This is a genomic window from Bradyrhizobium sp. USDA 4538, assembly GCF_024171045.1.
Classification (GTDB): domain Bacteria; phylum Pseudomonadota; class Alphaproteobacteria; order Rhizobiales; family Xanthobacteraceae; genus Bradyrhizobium; species Bradyrhizobium australafricanum.
The window spans coordinates 2,456,364-2,472,781 of sequence record NZ_JALJZE010000001.1; the positions used below are offsets into that span (position 1 = coordinate 2,456,364).

Consider the following 16,418-nt stretch of genomic DNA (forward strand, 5'->3'; position numbering starts at 1 on the left):
GGGCGGCAGATTGCTCTGCCGCCCCTCGATCTCCCGAAGGAGTGATTACTTCAGGTTGGACATCGCGGTCAGGTCAACCGAGAGCTTGGCGATGCCGGCCGCGCCGCACCAGTTGGAGCTCGTGCCACCCGGATTGATCGGGGTGACGGCAGTGGTTCCGCCCGCGGTGAAGTCGCTGGTGAAGGCGCTGCAATCACCCTTCGACATGTCGGTGTCGGAGTAGCGCAGATCGAGCGTGAACACCTTGTAGGTGAAGCCGATGCCGATGTTCCAGGTGTTGTAGTCGGCATACTTGATGCCGTTCGGGAACGCCGGGACGCCGTAGAAGCTGTCCGAGGTGCCGAGCCACTGCCGGCCGAACTCGCCCGACACATACATGCCGACGCCACTGCTGCCGAACACGGTGCTCGGCGCAGTGTACTTGCCGATGATCGAGGAGTAGTTGCCCCAGGCGCCGGTGTTGAGGAAGTTCGGCGAGTAGTATTCGTTGATGGTGAACGCCCAGTTGTCGTTGATGGTCCAGGTCGCCTTGCCATAGACTTCGAAGAACGAGACGTCCTTCTTCATGACCGCGAGGTTGGTGAGGGTGTTGGCCTGGCAATCGGCGCTCAGCGGATTGCCGGCGAAGTCGGCCACGGCACCGCCGCCGTAATAGCAGGTTCCACCCGGATACAGGTAACCCCAGACACCGATGTCGAAGGCGAAGGCGCCGAAGGTCGGGCGGATACCGCCGTAGACGTCGACTTCAGCCGCGGCGCGGTTGGCGAAGGAGATGCTTTCGGTCGACGTACCGACGTACAGCTGCAGGTCCTTGCTGACGTTGTAGCGCGGCTCGAAATAGGCGGTGACCGACGGATTGTGGTTGGACTGGGTGACGCCGCGGAAGATGTAGTCGCTCATGATGCCGGCGCCAAAGGCGATGTCCCACGGGTCGAACGGAGCCGGCGGCGGCGCCTTGACGGCCTTCACCGCCATGTCAGCTGCCATTGCCGAGCTCGAAATCATTGCTAGCGCCGTTGCTAACAAAGCCAGTTTCTTCATGACGATCCCCATCTAACTTTTCCAGACAGCCCAGCTCCGGTGGCCCCCCAGGGCGCGCGCTAACGGACTGCAACTAAATCGCGTGGATCAATCTGAGGCCCGTGCACGGTACCGTGAAGCCAAAAAGACATGCATGTGCCGCCTTTTTAGGCGTTCTAGCCATCTTGCCGCATGTTGACTTGCGGGTGTTGCATTTGCACCACAAGACTGCTGCTCCCGCACCGGTTGAACGGGTCATTCGGACAGGGAAACGGCAACAGTCGGCTCGGCGCGAGAGCGTTCGGTGCGAATCGCCGTGCCCGTAAAAGCACGGATTGTCGTCGCACCTACGGAAGAAGCCGCAGCGTTGCGCGCTGCGGCTTCGATCAGTTGAACCTCGGCAATGTGGCAGCGGCCTAGTGTCCTGAATCAAAAGTTCGGCGGACTCCAAATCGACTCGATGATAGCGGACTCTCCTGATTTGGGGAGGATTGGCGATGGGTCGGCGCTTTGCTCCGCTGGAGCTTGATGAGGTGGAACGTGCTGAGTTGACATCGTTGGCGTCGCGTCGAAGCACTGCTCAGGCGTTGGCGCTGCGGGCTCGGATCGTCCTGGCCTGTGCTGAGGGCGAGCAGAGCAAGGTCGTGGCGGCCCGTTTGGCTGTCGATCCCGACACGGTCGGCAAATGGCGGCGGCGGTTCTCCGAGCATCGGCTTGAAGGTCTTTGGGACGAGCCGCGATCGGGGACGCCACGCACGATTGAGGATGCCCGGATCGAGGCGGTGATCGTTCGCACCCTTGAGACCCAGCCTCCCGGGGCCACCCACTGGAGTTCGCGCAGCATGGCGCGGGCCAGCGGGCTGTCAGTCTCAACAGTACAGCGTATATGGCGCGCTTTCGGCTTGCAGCCGCATCGGTTGGAGACCTTCAAGCTCTCAACCGACCCCGACTTTGTCGCCAAGGTTCGCGACATCGTCGGCCTTTACGTAGCTCCGCCCGAGCGCGCCATCGTACTGTGTGTCGATGAGAAGTCGCAAATCCAGGCGCTGGATCGCAGCCAGCCCATGCTGCCCATGCGACCTGGCCAGCCGGCGCGCCGTAGTCACGACTACAAACGCCATGGCGTCACCTCGCTGTTTGCCGCCCTCGACGTCGCAACCGGCCGGGTCATTGGCAAATGCTATGGACGCCATCGTGCCAAAGAGTTCCGCAAGTTTCTCGATGAGATCGAAGCTGCGGTTCCAGACGATCTGGACGTCCACCTCGTCATGGACAATTACGCAACCCACAAGACGCCGTTGATCCGCAACTGGCTGGCAAAGAGGCCGCGCTGGCACGTCCACCTGACGCCAACCAGTTCATCCTGGCTCAATCAGGTCGAACGCTTCTTTGCACTCATCACCGAGCGTAAGATTAGGCGCGGCATCTATCGCAGTGTGGCGGCGCTACGGGCCGAGATTGCCTCCTTCATCGACCATCACAACGCTGACCCAATGCCGTTCCGATGGACCAAATCAGCTGACGACATTCTCGGCTCAATCGAACGCTTCTGCGCTTACAATCTGCCCGCCAAGGCATAAAATGCCATGAACTTTTGGTTCAGGACACTAGAGCATTTTCGGTTCTGATTGAATCAGAACCGAAGCTCTAGATTCTTGTTTTGACGCGTTTTCTTCACGCGAACCGGTGCCCACTTCGCTCGAAAACGCTCTAGTGGTGCTCGCCCCCGTCGGCCGATCCGGCAATCCAGCCCGGCGCCGGTTCGTGGCTCGGTGTGGCCCAGCTCGGCGCCGGCTGCGGCGCGGGCTCGGGCGCCGGAGGTGCCGCGACCGGAGCCGCCGGCTTCGGCGCGGCAGCCTTCTTCGGAGCAGCGGCCTTCTTCGGCGCGCTCTTCTTGGCGGCGGCTTTCTTGGCAGCCCTCTTGGCGGCCTTCTTCGGCGCAGCCTTCTTGGCGGCTTTCTTTGCCGTTTTCTTTGCAGCTTTCTTGGCCGACTTCTTCGCCGATTTCTTTGCAGCCTTCTTGGCGGATTTCTTCGCAGCCTTCTTGGCCGACTTCTTCGCGGACCTCTTCTTCGCCGCTACCACCTTCTTGGCCTTTTTGGCCTTCTTGCTTTTCTTCGCCTTCTTCGACTTCGCCATCGTGGTCCTCCTGTTGCCGCTATCTGAGTCCACCGGGCGCATTGAAGTGATCGCTTGCCGGACGTTGGCTGCACCTCGAAGAGAGGCACCCTCCACTTCGCTTGTCGGGCATGATGGCCGCGCGATCGCTTCGCGTCTGTGGCAAGGAAGCGCCGGTCCTTCACGTTGCGTCAGGGCAAGGCTGAGGTCCGGATCATGCTCGAGTGGCAGTCGATCAATTCAATCCTGGCCGGGGACCTCCTGTCGCCCAATCGAGAAGCTCAATCGTGTGCACCACAGGAACTGACGTACCGCCGGCAATCTGAACCATGCAGCCAATATTGCCCGCAGCGATCATGTCCGGTTTGACAAGCGCAATATTGGCGACCTTGCGATCGCGCAATCTGCTCGCAATGTCGGGCTGGAGAATGTTGTAGGTCCCCGCCGAACCGCAACACAAATGGCTCTCGGGCACATCTTTCACCACGAATCCATTCTTGGAAAGCAATTCTTTCGGAAGTTGAGTGATTTTCTGTCCATGCTGCAACGAACAAGCGGAGTGATAGGCGACGGTGACGTCGCCTTTCTGTGTTGAAGGCGCGAGCTCGAGGCCAGCGAGATACTCGGTGATATCCTTTGCCCGCGCCGAGATTCGCTTGGCCGGCTCCGCGAATGTTTTGTCCTCGCGCAGCAGGTAGCCGTAGTCTTTGACAACTGTCCCACAGCCCGAGGTCGTCACCAGGATGGCGTCGAGCCCGTTCTGGTCCGCTTCCCTTTGCCACACTGTGATGTTGGCCCGCGCGCGCGCCAGCGCGTCGCCGTCCTGTCCCATGTGATGGGTCAACGCGCCGCAGCATTGCTCGTCCTTGACCAGCACCACCTCGACGCCGTGCCTGGTCAGGACATTGATCGCGGCCTGATTGATGCGTGGCGCCAGCACCTGCTGGGCGCAGCCCTGCAGCAGCGCGACCCGGCCGCGCCGCCGGCCGATCGGCGCAAACACGGTTCCCGCAGCCGGCCCCGGTTGCGGCAGGCCGCGCGGCGCAAGCGCCAGCATCGCCTTGATCCGCCGCAGCAGACCCGGGCTCGACGCACCGACCGATGGCGTCGGCAGCAATGCGGCGAACGGACGGGCGAGCCCGGCCAGGATCATGCTGATCCGGAATAGGCCCGGCCGCGGCAGCACGAGGGCGAGTACCCACCGCAGCAGCCGCTCGGTCAGCGGTCTCTGGTAATCCCGCTCGATCCGGACCCGGGCCTGGTCGACGAGGTGCATATAGTTCACGCCCGACGGACAGGTCGTCATGCAGGCGAGGCACGACAGGCAGCGGTCGATATGCTTGACCACGTCGGCCGTCGGCGGCTTGTCCTTCTCCAGCATCTCCTTGATCAGGTAGATACGGCCGCGCGGGCTATCGAGCTCGTCGCCGAGCAGCACATAGGTCGGGCAGGTCGCGGTGCAGAAGCCGCAATGCACGCAGGCGCGCAGGATCTTGTCGGCTTCCTTGATGTCGGGATCGGCGAGCTGCGCCAGGGAAAACTCGGTCTTCATGCAGCCCCGCCTCGCATCATCCGGCCGCGGTTGAGGACGGACCTAGGATCGAAGCTCGCCCGGACCCGTTCACCGAGCGCGGCAAGCCCGGCCGCCTGCGGCTGGAACACATCGACCGCCCGGCGTACATCCTCGGCGGCGCGGATCAGGGTGGCGTGTCCGCCGATGGCCTCGACCTGGCCGCGGACCAGCGCGGCCTGGGCGTCGGCGCCCGACGGCAGCGCGGCCCAGATCAGCCCCCCGCCCCAGTCGTAGATCACGTCGCCGCCGGTGGCGCGCGACAACGCCTGGCCCAGCGCGCCGCCAGAGGCCGGCGGGCAAACGATACGCCACACCGGCCAGGCTGCGAGCGCGCCGTTCGCCGCGAACGGCACCACGTCGCGCAGCGCGCTCCAGATTGCGGCCGACGCATCGTCGGCGAGGCTGTCGACCGTTCCATAGGACGAGAGCGTCTGGCTCAGCGAGGCCGCCCGATGTGCCGCCGACGCCGAAATCCCCTCCAGCCGCACCAGCGTGACCGGATGGCCTGAGGCTGCGAGGCCGGCGAGCGCACCGCCCCCGGTCCGCAACGCCGAACCCGGAAGATGCGCGGCGCCGGAGACGTCGAAGGGCGAACCCAGCGCCGCCGTCATCGCCTTGTTGGCGGTGACGTCGTCGAGCCCGCGCAGCAGCAGCGTCCGCTCGGCTTCCGGCTTCGGCATGACCTTAAGCGTGACCTCGGTCATGACCGCGAGCGTGCCCCAGGAACCGGTCAGCAGCTTGCAGAGATCGTAGCCGGTGACGTTCTTCACCACCCGCCCGCCGGTCTTGAAGCTGTCGCCAAACCCGGACACCGCGTGCGCCCCGAGCAGATGATCCCTGATACCACCGGCCTTGATGCGGCGGGGACCGGCCAGTCCGGCGCCGATCATGCCGCCGACCGTGCCGGCGCCCGCGGTGCCGAGCAGCACAGACGTGTCCATCGGCTCGAAGGCGAATTGCTGGTTCTTGGCGTCGATCAGGGATTGCACGTCGGCGAGCGGCGCGCCGGCCTGCACGGTGATGATCAGTTCGTTCGGCTCATAGGAGGTGACCGCATTCAGCGCCGAGACGTCGAGCAGCGCATTGGTCGCCATCGGATGGCCGATGGCGCGCTTCGATCCATGTCCAATGACCTCAAGCGGCTGCTCGCTGGCAACCGCCGCGCGCACCACTTCCTCGACGTCTTTTGCGTCTCTGACCTTGAGCGTATCCACACGCTAGGCGGTAACGAAATTTCGCGCCGAAATCAAATGCGCACCGAACGAACGTCTGAATGCGGCAAGCCGACCTCGTAATCCCGACGGAAGGGCCCGGCGGCCGGGGCTTGGCGCCATCCGGCAGGCATGGAAACCGCGGTCAGGCTGCCCTACTCGGAACGTCCCGCCAGCTCAAAAATTCGCCGCGCCAGGAGAGTTTGGCCCGAGAGTTCGAAGGGCTCGTCACCTCTGTGGGCGCGCCACCGGCCGTCCCTCCATCCGAGCGCCAGCGCCTTGACCAAATCGAAGAAGCTGACCCGGCCTGATTTGACCCCCCGCTTGAGCGTGTCCGGCATGGTCGACCAGATCAGCTCACACTCGGCATCGCGCTCGATGCGTTCGCTTGCCTCGACGGATCGGTCTTGATCGTTCCATATCTGGCTGGCGCGCATCGCCGGCCCGATCCTGTCGGTCCAGCGGAACGCGTGCTGCTCCCGTTCGGCGTATCCGTGGCGTGCGAGCCACTTCATCGCCGTCGCGTATCCGGGAGGAGGTTCGAACCAGTCGCGCTGGTCCGACAGGACGTCCCGGCTGTAGCCGCCGCAGGCGATGGCGACAAAGGACTGCACGATTTGCACGATACGCGGGTCGCCGTCGCCAATCGAAGCAGCGAGGAAATCCGGCATCTCTGCCGCATTCATCGAAAACACGGCCCTTGTCACGGCGTCGTCGGCTCCGACCGGCTCGACATGCATCACGCCGACGTCGAGCAGCGCCTGCTCGGCGGCCACCCAGTCGCTCGGGCAGGTGCGCGCGATGAAGCCGCCTTTCTGGCCGGCACCATCGCAGCCGGGTCCGGCAAAGAATGCGCAGAGGCTGGCCGCCAGATGACCGCACATACGCCCTTCGAGGCCTCCGATGTCTGTGACCTTGACCATGCCGGAACTGTACGACAGGCGACTTAAGCCGCCGTTAGCGCGATGCTTCCATGCGTCGCAGCGTGGCAAGCGCCGATATCGGGAAAATCGCGTCGTGCGGTCTCTGCTGCAACACTTCGATCATTGCCGAACTGTTTTCACAACATCGACATTTCGATCATCGCCGAACTCGGTTCGCCGAACGATCCACTACCTCTCGCGTTGCGGTTCGGCCGGCAGGACGGTTGGCGCGAATCATCTGGAGGCGAACATGAAACGTTCGGAAGTTTCGACCACGACGATGATCCTCACCCGACGATCGGCCATCGGCTCGTTCGCGATCATGGCGATCGCCGGCGTCTCGCCCTGGGCCGGATCGCAAGCTCGATCGGAGCACAGCAATGGAGGAATGCCAATGAAGCACTATGCGATGAGCACGAGAACCATCAGCGACGCGATCAACACGTCAGGCCTTCTGGTTGTGGCGCAATGGGAAGCCAAGGAGGGACAGGCCGACAAGGTGGCGGAAATCCTCGACGGCTTCCTGCCCGAGGCGCAGAAGGACCCCGGCACCAAGCTGTTCCTGATCGGCCGCGGCAAGGATAATCCGGCGCAATTCCTGTTCTACGAATTGTTCCAGGACGAAGCCGCGTTCAAGGCACACCAGGACAGCGCGGCTTTCAAGACCTACATCGCGGAGCAGGCGCTGCCGCTGCTCGCCAAGCGCGAGCGGTCGCAATACGCGCTGCTGTGAAGAAAGCGGGGCGGGGAGGATGCTAGAGCGTTTTCGAGCGAAGTGGACCCGGTTCGCGTGAAGAAAACGCGTCAAGACAAGAAGCGAGAGCTTCGGTTCTGATTCAATCAGAACCGAAGCTCGTCCTTCCCGCCGGCGCGGGTCAGATCGACGCGCCGCTGTTGCCGAGCGTTGCGCGCAAGCCGGCCCGCTCGGGCGGCCTGCGCCAGAAGCCGACGATCGAGATCCGCGACAGCACCGCCGCCTCGAGGCTCTCGACCTGGGTTCGGAGCCGAAGCGCGCGTTTCTCGACGAGATGCCAGGACACGACGGCGACGCCGAAGGCGAGCGGCAGGCTGATCAGGAGGTTCAGATACCAGTGCTGGACCGGCGGGCCGAAGGTGGCGACGCATTGCTGGATGACGAAGCCGTAGAGATAAAGCCCGTAGGAGTAATCGCCTGACGAGACGATCCAGCTCCGCCGCGGATTCATCAGGCCGAGATAGCAGGCGACATAGGCGGCCGGCACGGGAGCCAGCGCGTCGCCGCGCCCGGTCGCCATGCCGGCGGCGCACAGCACCAGCGCCAGCAGGCACAGCGTGCGGTTGAACGGCACCTTGTCGCGCCAGAGGTAGAAGCCGACGCCGGCAAGGAAGCAGAACACCAGAAGGTGCGGGCGAAGCTGGATCGGCACCTCGTCCCAGCGGTAGATGTCGTAGGCGATGAGCCCGATCTGGACGATCACCATGAACCCCAGGAACGCCAGCCGGTTGAAGCAGATCGTGAGCACGGCGAGCAGCGCCAGGATGACGTAGCACCACAGCTCATACTGCACGGTCCAGAGCTGGGCGTTCACCAGATCCGGCAGCGGATTGTGCAGGAATACGCCCGGCAGCTCGTAATGAATGTCGCCGACGATATTGAGAAAATAGGCGTGGAATTTCGGATCGGCGACATATTGCGCCAACGGCAGCTCGGTGAAGACCGAGCCGATGATGATTGCCGACAGCGTGGTTTCGACCGCGAGCGCCGGCCCGATCCGCAACACGCGCAGGCCGAGGAAGGAAATCAGGCTCTTGCACCGGAGCAGGCTTGCGGTCACCAGGAAGCCGCTCAGGGCAAAGAACAGCGCAAGGATCATCGCGACGCCGATGCGCAGCGTGCTCTGGATTTCCAGCGCGCGGCCGAGCCCGAGCGTCACGTTCGTGCTGTGCAGGCCAATGATCGACGCCGCCAGCGCGATCCGCATGTAGTCGAAACCCGCGGGCCGATTGCGCGAAAGCGCCAGCTGATCGGCCAGGCTGGGCATCGATGTGCTCCCGAAGACTTGCATCTGCGGAAAATACCGAGCAACAGTCTAAGGCCGTGTAAATGGGTCCGCGCTGTAATTGCAGCGACGCGCGGGCGCCGGCCACCGCGGCAAGCATCGGTTAAGGTTATCGAATGGCTAGGGCGATCCGTCGAATTGTATCGACCGGCGCTCGCGCGTTGGTGGCCCTGGGCGCACGCTCACGCATGTTAGCTTCGGGGCCAATAGCTGACGTGGCTCCTGATGCCGTGGAAGCAGGGCTTGTTATCGTCATTCGGCAATCGTTGATTTGATCGCGGCTCCGCCGGGAGAAACCACCACGATGCACATCAAACTGACAGCCATCGCGCTGCTCGCGATCATCGCGCCGGGACAGGCGGGTGCCGCCATGCTCACCGACGCCGAGGCGACGTTCCTCGACCAGCTCGCGACCGCAGCCGCGGTGCTCGAACAACGATGCACCGGCTATGAGGCCAATGGTGCCGGCGGCGTTCAGACGGGCGCCAGACTTCTCGGCAGCCCCGACGCCGCGATGGCCATGATCAATGCCTTCGACGCGGCCATCAAGGCTCACGACGGCAATGACTACGATCCGCGCAAATTCCGCCCCGAGGTGTCCGAAGCGGCCGGCAAGACCTTCAAGCGAGTCCGGGCGGCGTTGATCAGAGACCCGGAAGGGGCCTGTGCCGCCTATGGCGATAGCGGCGCGGCGTCGGGGCTACTCAGACGGTACTAAAGCGCGATGAGATCGGGTTGAATCGTCATCGCGCTTTAGCTCTTTGTTTGACCATGATCTCCGCGCAAACGCGTTCCGCGTTTGTCGCGAGGGAAAACCGCTTCGCACTTTTCCGGATCATGCTTTAGAACCGCGGAATATCCGGGAAGGCCAGCTTGCCGGCGTGGACATGGACGCGGCCGAGTTCGGCGCAGCGGTGCAGGGTCGGAAACACCTTGCCGGGGTTGAGCAGGCCCTCGGCATCGAAGGCGCATTTCAGCCGCTGCTGCTGGTTGAGGTCGATCTCGGTGAACATGTCCGGCATCAGGTCGCGCTTCTCGATGCCGACGCCGTGCTCGCCGGTGAGCACGCCGCCGAGCTCGACGCAGCAGCGCAGGATGTCGGCGCCGAACGCCTCCGCCTTCTCGATCTCGCCCGGCTTGTTGGCATCGTAGAGGATCAAGGGGTGCAGATTGCCGTCGCCGGCGTGGAACACGTTGGCGACGCCGAGGCCGTATTTCTCGGAGAGGTCGCGGATCCGCGCCAAGGCTCTCGGCAAGGCGCCGCGCGGGATGGTGCCGTCCATGCAGAGGTAGTCCGGCGAGATGCGCCCAACCGCGGGGAACGCCGCCTTGCGGCCGGCCCAGAACAGGTTGCGCTCGGCCTCCGAGGTCGAGATCTGGCAGGAGGTCGAGCCGCAGCCTTGCGCGATCGCCTCGACCCGCTTGATCAGCTCGTCGACCTCGACCTGGGGGCCGTCGAGCTCGATGATCAAGAGCGCCTCGACGTCCAGCGGATAACCGGCGTGAACGAACGCCTCCGCGGCGTGGATCGCGGGCTTGTCCATCATCTCCATGCCGCCCGGGATGATGCCGGCACCGATGATCCGGGCGACGCATTCGCCGGCCGCCTCGACCTCGGCGAAGCCGACCATCAGCGCGCGCGCCGTCTCCGGCTTCTGCAGGATGCGCACCGTGATCTCCGTGATGACGCCGAGCAGCCCTTCCGAGCCGGTGATAATTCCCATCAAATCATAGCCGGCATTCTCGGCCGACTTGCCGCCGATGCGCAGGATCTCGCCACTCATCAGCACGATCTCGCAGCCGAGCACGTTGTTGGTGGTCATGCCGTATTTCAGGCAGTGCACGCCGCCGGAATTTTCCGCGACATTGCCGCCGATCGAGCAGGCGATCTGCGACGACGGATCGGGCGCGTAGTAGAAGCCGGCATGGGCGACCGCCTGGCTGATCGCGAGGTTGGTGACGCCGGGCTCGGTGACCACGACGCGGTTCTCGAAGTCGATCTCGCGAATCCGCTTGAACTTGCCGAGCCCGAGCAGCACGCCGTCGGCAAGCGGCAGCGCGCCGCCGGACAACGAGGTGCCGGAGCCGCGCGGCACCACCTTGATGCCTTGGCCCTGGCAATATTTGAGCACCTTTGACACCTGCTCGGTGGTATCGGGCAGCACCACGACCATCGGCGGCTGCCGATAGGCGGTCAGGCCGTCGGATTCATAGGCCAGCATCTCGGCGGCGCTGTCGATCACGCCCTCGCCCGGGACGATTGCGCGCAAGGCGGCCACGATTTCGGCGCGGCGAGCGAGGACGGCCTGGTCGGCCGCCGGCATCATGATGGACATCGTTGTTCCCTCGGCTGGGCTTTTGCCCTTCGCCGATTTGTTACGACAAATCAATCACGTCTGCACCTGTTTCAGTGCACCGGCCGAAGGTCGGATTGCCCCACCCCGCAATGGCGAGTTCTCTCTCGGACAAGCGGGCGGCCGCGAAACCTGTCAAAGTTTCGTGGCTTGTCCTGTCCAAGCCGGACATGCCACAAACGATCACTACCTCCCGGGACGAAACGAAGAGAACCCCATGAACCTAAAGACCTTGAGCGCGCTGGCGGTCGTCACATCGCTGGCTTCCGCATCCTCCGCGCTGGCGCAGGATGCCGCCGCCGGCAAGACCTCGTTCAACAAATGCCTCGCCTGCCACGCCATCGGCGAAGGCGCCAAGAACAAGGTCGGCCCCGAGCTCAACGGCCTCGACGGCCGCCATTCCGGCTCCGCGCCGGACTACAATTATTCCGATGCCAACAAGAATTCCGGCATCACCTGGAACAAGGCCACCTTCCTCGAATACATCAAGGATCCGAAGGCCAAGATCCCCGGGACCAAGATGGCCTTCGCCGGGATCAAGAACGAGAACGAAGCCAACAATCTCTGGGCCTACGTCTCGTCGTTCGACAAGGACGGCAAGCAGAAGCAGTAATCGGCGGTATCGGACGTCGTCCGCCCTGCGCGCAAGCCAGGGCGGACGTGTTACCGCGATCAGCGCGGCAGGAGATTGGTCTTGGCGAGATCGACCACCTCGTCGCCGCGGCCGCTCATCACCGCGCGCAGCACCCACAGGCTGAATCCCTTCACCTGCTCCAGCGTAATGGTCGGCGGCATCGACAGCTCCTGCGTCGCGGTCACGACGTCGAGCACGGCCGGGCCGTCATGCGCGAGCACGTCGCGGATCGCACCCTCGAGCTCGCCGGGATCCTCCACCCTGACGCCGTGAATGCCCATGGCGCGGGCCATCGCCGCGAAATCCGGATTCTTCAGATCGACCCCGGTCTCGATGAAGCCGGCGGCCTTCATCTCCAGCGCGACGAAGCCGAGCACGCTGTTGTTGAAGATCACGACCTTCACCGGCAGCTTGGCCTGGGTCAGCGTGATCAGATCCCCCATCAGCATGGCGAAGCCGCCGTCGCCGGACATCGACACCACCTGCCGGCCGGGCTGCGCCGCCTGCGCCCCGATCGCATGCGCCATCGCATTGGCCATCGAGCCATGGACCCAGGAGCCGACCAGACGGCGGCGGCCGTTCATTTTCAGATAACGCGCGGCCCAGATCGTCGGCGTGCCGACATCGGCGGTGAACACCGCATCCTCGCTCGCCTGCTCGCTGAGCAGGCGCGCCAGATATTGCGGATGGATCGGGCTCGAGCCCGGCTTGCCGCGGGCGAGATCGTCGAGGCCGGCGCGGGCATCCTTGTAATGCGCGAGGCTCGCATCGAGATGCTTGCGGTCGGTCTTCACATGGAGCTTCGGCAGCAGCGCGGCGATGGTCTCCCCGACGTCGCCGACGATGCCGAGATCGAGCTTGCAGCGGCGGCCGAGATTTTCGGGGCGGATATCAACCTGCGCGATGTTGATGCCGGTCGGGAAGAACTGCTTGTAGGGAAAATCGGTGCCCAGCATCAGCAGCACGTCGCAGCCATGCATGGCGGCATAGCCGGACGAAAAGCCGATGAAGCCGGTCATGCCGACGTCATAGGGGTTGTCGTATTCGACATATTCCTTGCCGCCGAGCGCGTGCACGATCGGGCTCTTCAGCGTCTCGGCGAGCTTGATCAAGCCGTCATGCGCGCCGGCGCAGCCGCGGCCGCAGAACAGCGTGACGCGCCGTGCGCCATTGAGCAGCGTCGCCAACGCATTCAACTCAGATTCGGCCGGACGCACCACCGGCGCCGGCGGCAGCAGGCCGGCATTCGGTGCGATGTCGCGTTTCGGCGCCGTCCGCATCGCGACGTCGCCCGGCAGCACCAATACGGCGACACCGCGCTTGCCGACCGCGGCGCGGATCGCGTTCTCCAGCATGTAGGGCAGTTGCGCCGGATCCGACACCAGTTCGCAATAATGGCTGCATTCGCGAAACAGGTCCTGCGGATGGGTCTCCTGGAAATATCCGCCGCCGATTTCAGCGGAGGGGATCTGGGCCGCGATCGCCAGCACCGGCGTGCGGCTGCGATGCGCGTCGAACAGGCCGTTAATAAGATGCAGATTGCCCGGACCGCAGGAGCCCGCGCACACCGCTAGCGCGCCCGTGATCTGGGATTCGGCGGCGGCGGCGAACGCGGCCACCTCCTCGTGACGCACATGCAGCCAATCGATCGTGCCGCGCTTGCGCAACGCCTCGGTCAGGCCGTTGAGGCTGTCGCCGACGACACCATAGATGCGTTTGACGCCGGCCTGGGCAAGGGTTTCAGCGATGAGGTCGGCAATGTTGTCGATCCGCATGAGAGGTGTCCTTTGCTGCAATCCGAAACCGCGTGGGCCGCATGATGTTCGGCGCCACGCGGCGGCGCAAGCCTTGCCGGATCACATTCGCGCGGCGCAAACGCGCGGCAGCTATTGCGCCGTCGCCACGTCCGGCACCATCAGGCCGGCCATCGTTTCGATCTCGGACGCCACAACATCGGGCGCGACGTATTGCACCATGTGGCCTGTGCCCGGCAGCACGATCAGCTTCGCGTTCGGCGCCGATGCGGCGAGCGGCCGCGAGTGGATGCCAGTCGAGACCGTCTTGTCGACGTCGCCCGAAATGATTGACAGCGGCGCCCTGATCTCGGCATAGCGCGGGGCCTGTTCGACAACGGCCGCCTTCAGCGTGACGAGGTCGCGCGCATTGCCGATGAACTCGCGCGGACGCAGCAGGAGCAATGACTCGCTGTCGCGGACGAAATCGGCCGGCACCGGCTGCGGCGCGAACACGCCGCGCGCGGCCGAATTGGCGACGAGGAAACCGAGCGGCAGCGTGATCGTGTGCGCGAGCAATGGCCCGATCAAAGGCGTCGAGATCGCATCATTGTAGCGTCCGGCGCCGCCGCGCCACGGATAGGCGACGGGCGCGAGCAGCACGAGGCCGGCGACGCGGTCCGGATGATCCAGCGCAATGCGCAGGGCGAGCGCGCCGGCCCAGGAATGCGCCACCACGATCGCCCGTTCGACGCCGAGCCTGGTCAGCGCCTCCACGATCATCCGGGCCTGGATCGCGGGCGTCGAATCCGCGACGCGCGCGCGGGTGCTCCAGCCGTGACCCGGCCGATCGATCAGGATCACCCGGCGCGCTTTGGCAACGCGATCGCCGAGCGGCTGCATCGCGCGGAGATTGGAGCTTGCACCATGCAGCATCACGACCGGCGGCCCGACCGCGTCGCGCGGGCCGAGTTCGACCACATGCAGCCGCGCCCCGGCCACATCGATCATTCGCCCCTGCGGCGGGAAGGCCCGCTGGATCAGCAGGGCGCCGAGCTGTGTCACCAGCGCCAGGGCCAGCCCTGCGGCCGCCAGCGCAATGATTGCGGTCAACATCGAGGGGATCCGAAAGGTCTTAGGCACCTGATTGGGCACCTGACAATTACGACGAAGCCGAAATCAGGTTTCGCGCGGATGTGCCCCCTGCCAGGGCATGCTCTTGTTCGCAAAGCCAATTGTCGATTATCCGGCTCGCGCCCGGCGCGGAGTTGTCCACAATGCGCCCAGCCTGTGGATAGCGGGTTCATACCTGCGTCATTAGTCATTTCATAGATTGGCGGTGGCAATTTCGCCATCAGACGCGAGGCTTCATCGAAACCGGGACGCCACTGGAACGCTTCCTGGTTTGTACACAGATCCACAGGAACCGGCGTCCGCATGACGAGTTCAACGGGAAGTAATCGGAGGAGTACCATGATTTCCGACCCTAGCGATGCGGCCATCGATCAGATCGTGGCGAGCTGCAATGGCGACCTGCGCGGCGCCCTGAAGGCACTGTTGCTGGTGAATGAGCACCTGGAGGCGGAGCTTCAGCAATTCTATGCTGCCGTAGCCCAGGACACCGCGTCCCGCGGCAAGTTCTTGCACTAGCCTCCTGCGCCGGACCGGACCGCGAGCAAGCATCAAGCTCGCGCGCAACGTGCCCATTCGCGGCCATCGCCCCACGATCGCGATCAATCGCACGCAATCAGATATCGCGGCCTTCGACCTTTTCGGTCAGCTGCTTGACGATCTGCGGCACCTTCTCGAGGTAGGGATCGACAGCCAGCGCCTTGCGGAAGGCGTCGAGCGCACGCTTGTCGTCGCCCATGTCCTGCATGATCATGCCGACGCCCGCCAGCGCGCCGAAATGGCGGGGTTCGCGGGTCAGCACCTGCTGCAGGTCTCCCAGCGAACGAACGTAATCGTTCTTCAAATAGTAGATCGTCGCGCGCCGGTTCCAGGCCTCGACATAGTCGGGCCGGAGCTTGATCACCGCGTCCAGCAGCTTCAGCGCGACATCGACATTCTGGGCGTCGATCGCTGCCTTGGCGCGCACCATCAACAGCGCCGCGGTATCGCTCGGGGTTTGCAGCCACAGCGCCCAGATCCGCGCCTCGACATGGCGGGCACTGTCCTCGTCGGGCGCGGCCTTCAGCGCGCCGAACAGGAAATCCAGCCCGCGGGTCCGGTCGGCCGGCACCTTCGGCAGCTTGGTCGGAGCCTCAGGCAGTTTTTTCTGGGCCCTGGGCGGCGGGACCACCCGCGGATCGTCCTGCGCGACGGCCGCAACAGGCATGGCCAGAAGCGCGGCGATCAGAAGCGCCAGCCGGCGGTTGGTGGGCCCCAGGAACTTGAATCCGAGCTTTAATCCCATGGCCGAAGTCTAGACGCACAACGCCGCACTGCAAAGCAGCGCGGCGTCAAAGACCTGTGAAGGAAGGATCGGAATCGGCCGGCGATCCGGGCGGGATCGGCCTTGTCGATCAGATTTGTCGGATCAACCCTGGCGCGCCTTGAAGCGGCGCTGGACCTTGTTGATCACGTAGACGCGGCCCTTGCGGCGAACCAGACGGTTGTTGCGATGGCGGCCGCGCAGCGACTTGAGCGAGTTACGGACCTTCATGGGACAATCCTGTTACTTCGAAAGGCCCGTGTTGGAGGCCGTACCTGATCAATGCCAATATTTGGCAAAATGGGATTTATCCCGATAAGCGGCCTGCCGCCCGGGACGGCCGGGTTCTAAGCCATCGGACCGTTAAATGTCAACCGAG

16 protein-coding genes are annotated in these 16,418 nt (G+C 64.2%); 5 read left to right on the forward strand and 11 right to left on the reverse strand.

Translation table 11 applies throughout. The features are described 5' to 3' along the window. Positions 1-45: 45 nt before the first annotated feature. Positions 46-1,041, reverse strand: a complete 996-nt coding sequence (locus tag J2R78_RS10800) for a TorF family putative porin (protein WP_057018099.1) — start codon at positions 1,039-1,041, stop codon at positions 46-48. A gap of 476 nt (positions 1,042-1,517) precedes the next feature. Between J2R78_RS10800 and J2R78_RS10805 the strand changes: the two genes are divergently transcribed. Further along, the gene (locus J2R78_RS10805) at positions 1,518-2,600 is read left to right on the forward strand and encodes an IS630 family transposase (RefSeq protein WP_253604297.1); all 1,083 of its coding nucleotides are present in this window, start codon (positions 1,518-1,520) and stop codon (positions 2,598-2,600) included. Between the two features lie 130 nt (positions 2,601-2,730). On the opposite strand, the gene J2R78_RS10810 is transcribed toward J2R78_RS10805, so the two are convergent. From J2R78_RS10810 to J2R78_RS10825, 4 genes are all read right to left on the reverse strand, one after another. Continuing rightward, complete coding sequence (locus tag J2R78_RS10810) at positions 2,731-3,159, reverse strand: histone (RefSeq protein WP_253604299.1); 429 nt, start codon at positions 3,157-3,159, stop codon at positions 2,731-2,733. Between the two features lie 214 nt (positions 3,160-3,373). Then, the gene (gene glcF / locus J2R78_RS10815) at positions 3,374-4,690 is read right to left on the reverse strand and encodes a glycolate oxidase subunit GlcF (RefSeq protein WP_253604301.1); all 1,317 of its coding nucleotides are present in this window, start codon (positions 4,688-4,690) and stop codon (positions 3,374-3,376) included. Beyond that, positions 4,687-5,925, reverse strand: coding sequence for an FAD-binding protein (locus J2R78_RS10820; RefSeq protein ID WP_253604303.1), 1,239 nt, complete (start codon positions 5,923-5,925; stop codon positions 4,687-4,689). Before J2R78_RS10820 ends, glcF begins: the two co-directional genes overlap by 4 nt. A gap of 152 nt (positions 5,926-6,077) precedes the next feature. Beyond that, positions 6,078-6,698, reverse strand: a complete 621-nt coding sequence (locus J2R78_RS10825; protein WP_253636008.1) for a hypothetical protein — start codon at positions 6,696-6,698, stop codon at positions 6,078-6,080. A 397-nt stretch (positions 6,699-7,095) separates the two neighbouring features. Between J2R78_RS10825 and J2R78_RS10830 the strand changes: the two genes are divergently transcribed. Beyond that, the gene (locus J2R78_RS10830) at positions 7,096-7,578 is read left to right on the forward strand and encodes a putative quinol monooxygenase (protein ID WP_225162242.1); all 483 of its coding nucleotides are present in this window, start codon (positions 7,096-7,098) and stop codon (positions 7,576-7,578) included. Positions 7,579-7,720: 142 nt separating this feature from the next. On the opposite strand, the gene J2R78_RS10835 is transcribed toward J2R78_RS10830, so the two are convergent. Next, entirely contained in the window at positions 7,721-8,866 is a 1,146-nt protein-coding gene (locus J2R78_RS10835; RefSeq protein WP_253604308.1) for an acyltransferase, read from the reverse strand. A 322-nt stretch (positions 8,867-9,188) separates the two neighbouring features. Between J2R78_RS10835 and J2R78_RS10840 the strand changes: the two genes are divergently transcribed. Next, positions 9,189-9,602, forward strand: a complete 414-nt coding sequence (locus J2R78_RS10840) for a hypothetical protein (protein WP_253604309.1) — start codon at positions 9,189-9,191, stop codon at positions 9,600-9,602. 124 nt (positions 9,603-9,726) lie between these two features. Here the strand turns inward: J2R78_RS10840 and J2R78_RS10845 are convergent, their stop codons facing one another. Continuing rightward, the gene (locus J2R78_RS10845) at positions 9,727-11,220 is read right to left on the reverse strand and encodes an FAD-linked oxidase C-terminal domain-containing protein (protein WP_253604310.1); all 1,494 of its coding nucleotides are present in this window, start codon (positions 11,218-11,220) and stop codon (positions 9,727-9,729) included. A gap of 235 nt (positions 11,221-11,455) precedes the next feature. Between J2R78_RS10845 and cycA the strand changes: the two genes are divergently transcribed. Next, positions 11,456-11,851, forward strand: a complete 396-nt coding sequence (gene cycA, locus J2R78_RS10850) for a cytochrome c-550 CycA (RefSeq protein ID WP_028333007.1) — start codon at positions 11,456-11,458, stop codon at positions 11,849-11,851. Between the two features lie 59 nt (positions 11,852-11,910). Here the strand turns inward: cycA and poxB are convergent, their stop codons facing one another. Beyond that, entirely contained in the window at positions 11,911-13,647 is a 1,737-nt protein-coding gene (poxB, locus tag J2R78_RS10855; RefSeq protein ID WP_253604311.1) for a ubiquinone-dependent pyruvate dehydrogenase, read from the reverse strand. 111 nt (positions 13,648-13,758) lie between these two features. Next, entirely contained in the window at positions 13,759-14,721 is a 963-nt protein-coding gene (locus J2R78_RS10860) for an alpha/beta fold hydrolase (protein ID WP_253604312.1), read from the reverse strand. Positions 14,722-15,078: 357 nt separating this feature from the next. On the opposite strand from J2R78_RS10860, the gene J2R78_RS10865 reads away from it, so the two are divergent. Then, a complete protein-coding gene (locus tag J2R78_RS10865; protein WP_018269760.1) occupies positions 15,079-15,255 on the forward strand; it encodes a hypothetical protein in 177 nt (58 codons plus the stop codon). Positions 15,256-15,352: 97 nt separating this feature from the next. On the opposite strand, the gene J2R78_RS10870 is transcribed toward J2R78_RS10865, so the two are convergent. Together J2R78_RS10870 and ykgO are read right to left on the reverse strand one after the other, a co-directional pair. Then, positions 15,353-16,021, reverse strand: coding sequence for a tetratricopeptide repeat protein (locus tag J2R78_RS10870; RefSeq protein ID WP_253604313.1), 669 nt, complete (start codon positions 16,019-16,021; stop codon positions 15,353-15,355). Between the two features lie 123 nt (positions 16,022-16,144). After that, the gene (ykgO, locus tag J2R78_RS10875) at positions 16,145-16,270 is read right to left on the reverse strand and encodes a type B 50S ribosomal protein L36 (RefSeq protein WP_002718645.1); all 126 of its coding nucleotides are present in this window, start codon (positions 16,268-16,270) and stop codon (positions 16,145-16,147) included. Positions 16,271-16,418: the final 148 nt, after the last annotated feature.

Excerpts from the sequence above, each read along its gene's own strand:
- J2R78_RS10800 (WP_057018099.1), bottom strand. The coding sequence starts at position 1,041 with ATGAAGAAACTGGCTTTGTTAGCAACGGCGCTAGCAATGATTTCGAGC.
- J2R78_RS10805 (WP_253604297.1), top strand. The coding sequence starts at position 1,518 with ATGGGTCGGCGCTTTGCTCCGCTGGAGCTTGATGAGGTGGAACGTGCT.
- J2R78_RS10810 (WP_253604299.1), bottom strand. The coding sequence starts at position 3,159 with ATGGCGAAGTCGAAGAAGGCGAAGAAAAGCAAGAAGGCCAAAAAGGCC.
- glcF (WP_253604301.1), bottom strand. The coding sequence starts at position 4,690 with ATGAAGACCGAGTTTTCCCTGGCGCAGCTCGCCGATCCCGACATCAAG.
- J2R78_RS10830 (WP_225162242.1), top strand. The coding sequence starts at position 7,096 with ATGAAACGTTCGGAAGTTTCGACCACGACGATGATCCTCACCCGACGA.
- J2R78_RS10835 (WP_253604308.1), bottom strand. The coding sequence starts at position 8,866 with ATGCCCAGCCTGGCCGATCAGCTGGCGCTTTCGCGCAATCGGCCCGCG.
- J2R78_RS10840 (WP_253604309.1), top strand. The coding sequence starts at position 9,189 with ATGCACATCAAACTGACAGCCATCGCGCTGCTCGCGATCATCGCGCCG.
- J2R78_RS10845 (WP_253604310.1), bottom strand. The coding sequence starts at position 11,220 with ATGTCCATCATGATGCCGGCGGCCGACCAGGCCGTCCTCGCTCGCCGC.
- cycA (WP_028333007.1), top strand. The coding sequence starts at position 11,456 with ATGAACCTAAAGACCTTGAGCGCGCTGGCGGTCGTCACATCGCTGGCT.
- poxB (WP_253604311.1), bottom strand. The coding sequence starts at position 13,647 with ATGCGGATCGACAACATTGCCGACCTCATCGCTGAAACCCTTGCCCAG.
- J2R78_RS10860 (WP_253604312.1), bottom strand. The coding sequence starts at position 14,721 with ATGTTGACCGCAATCATTGCGCTGGCGGCCGCAGGGCTGGCCCTGGCG.
- J2R78_RS10865 (WP_018269760.1), top strand. The coding sequence starts at position 15,079 with ATGATTTCCGACCCTAGCGATGCGGCCATCGATCAGATCGTGGCGAGC.
- J2R78_RS10870 (WP_253604313.1), bottom strand. The coding sequence starts at position 16,021 with ATGGGATTAAAGCTCGGATTCAAGTTCCTGGGGCCCACCAACCGCCGG.
- ykgO (WP_002718645.1), bottom strand. The coding sequence starts at position 16,270 with ATGAAGGTCCGTAACTCGCTCAAGTCGCTGCGCGGCCGCCATCGCAAC.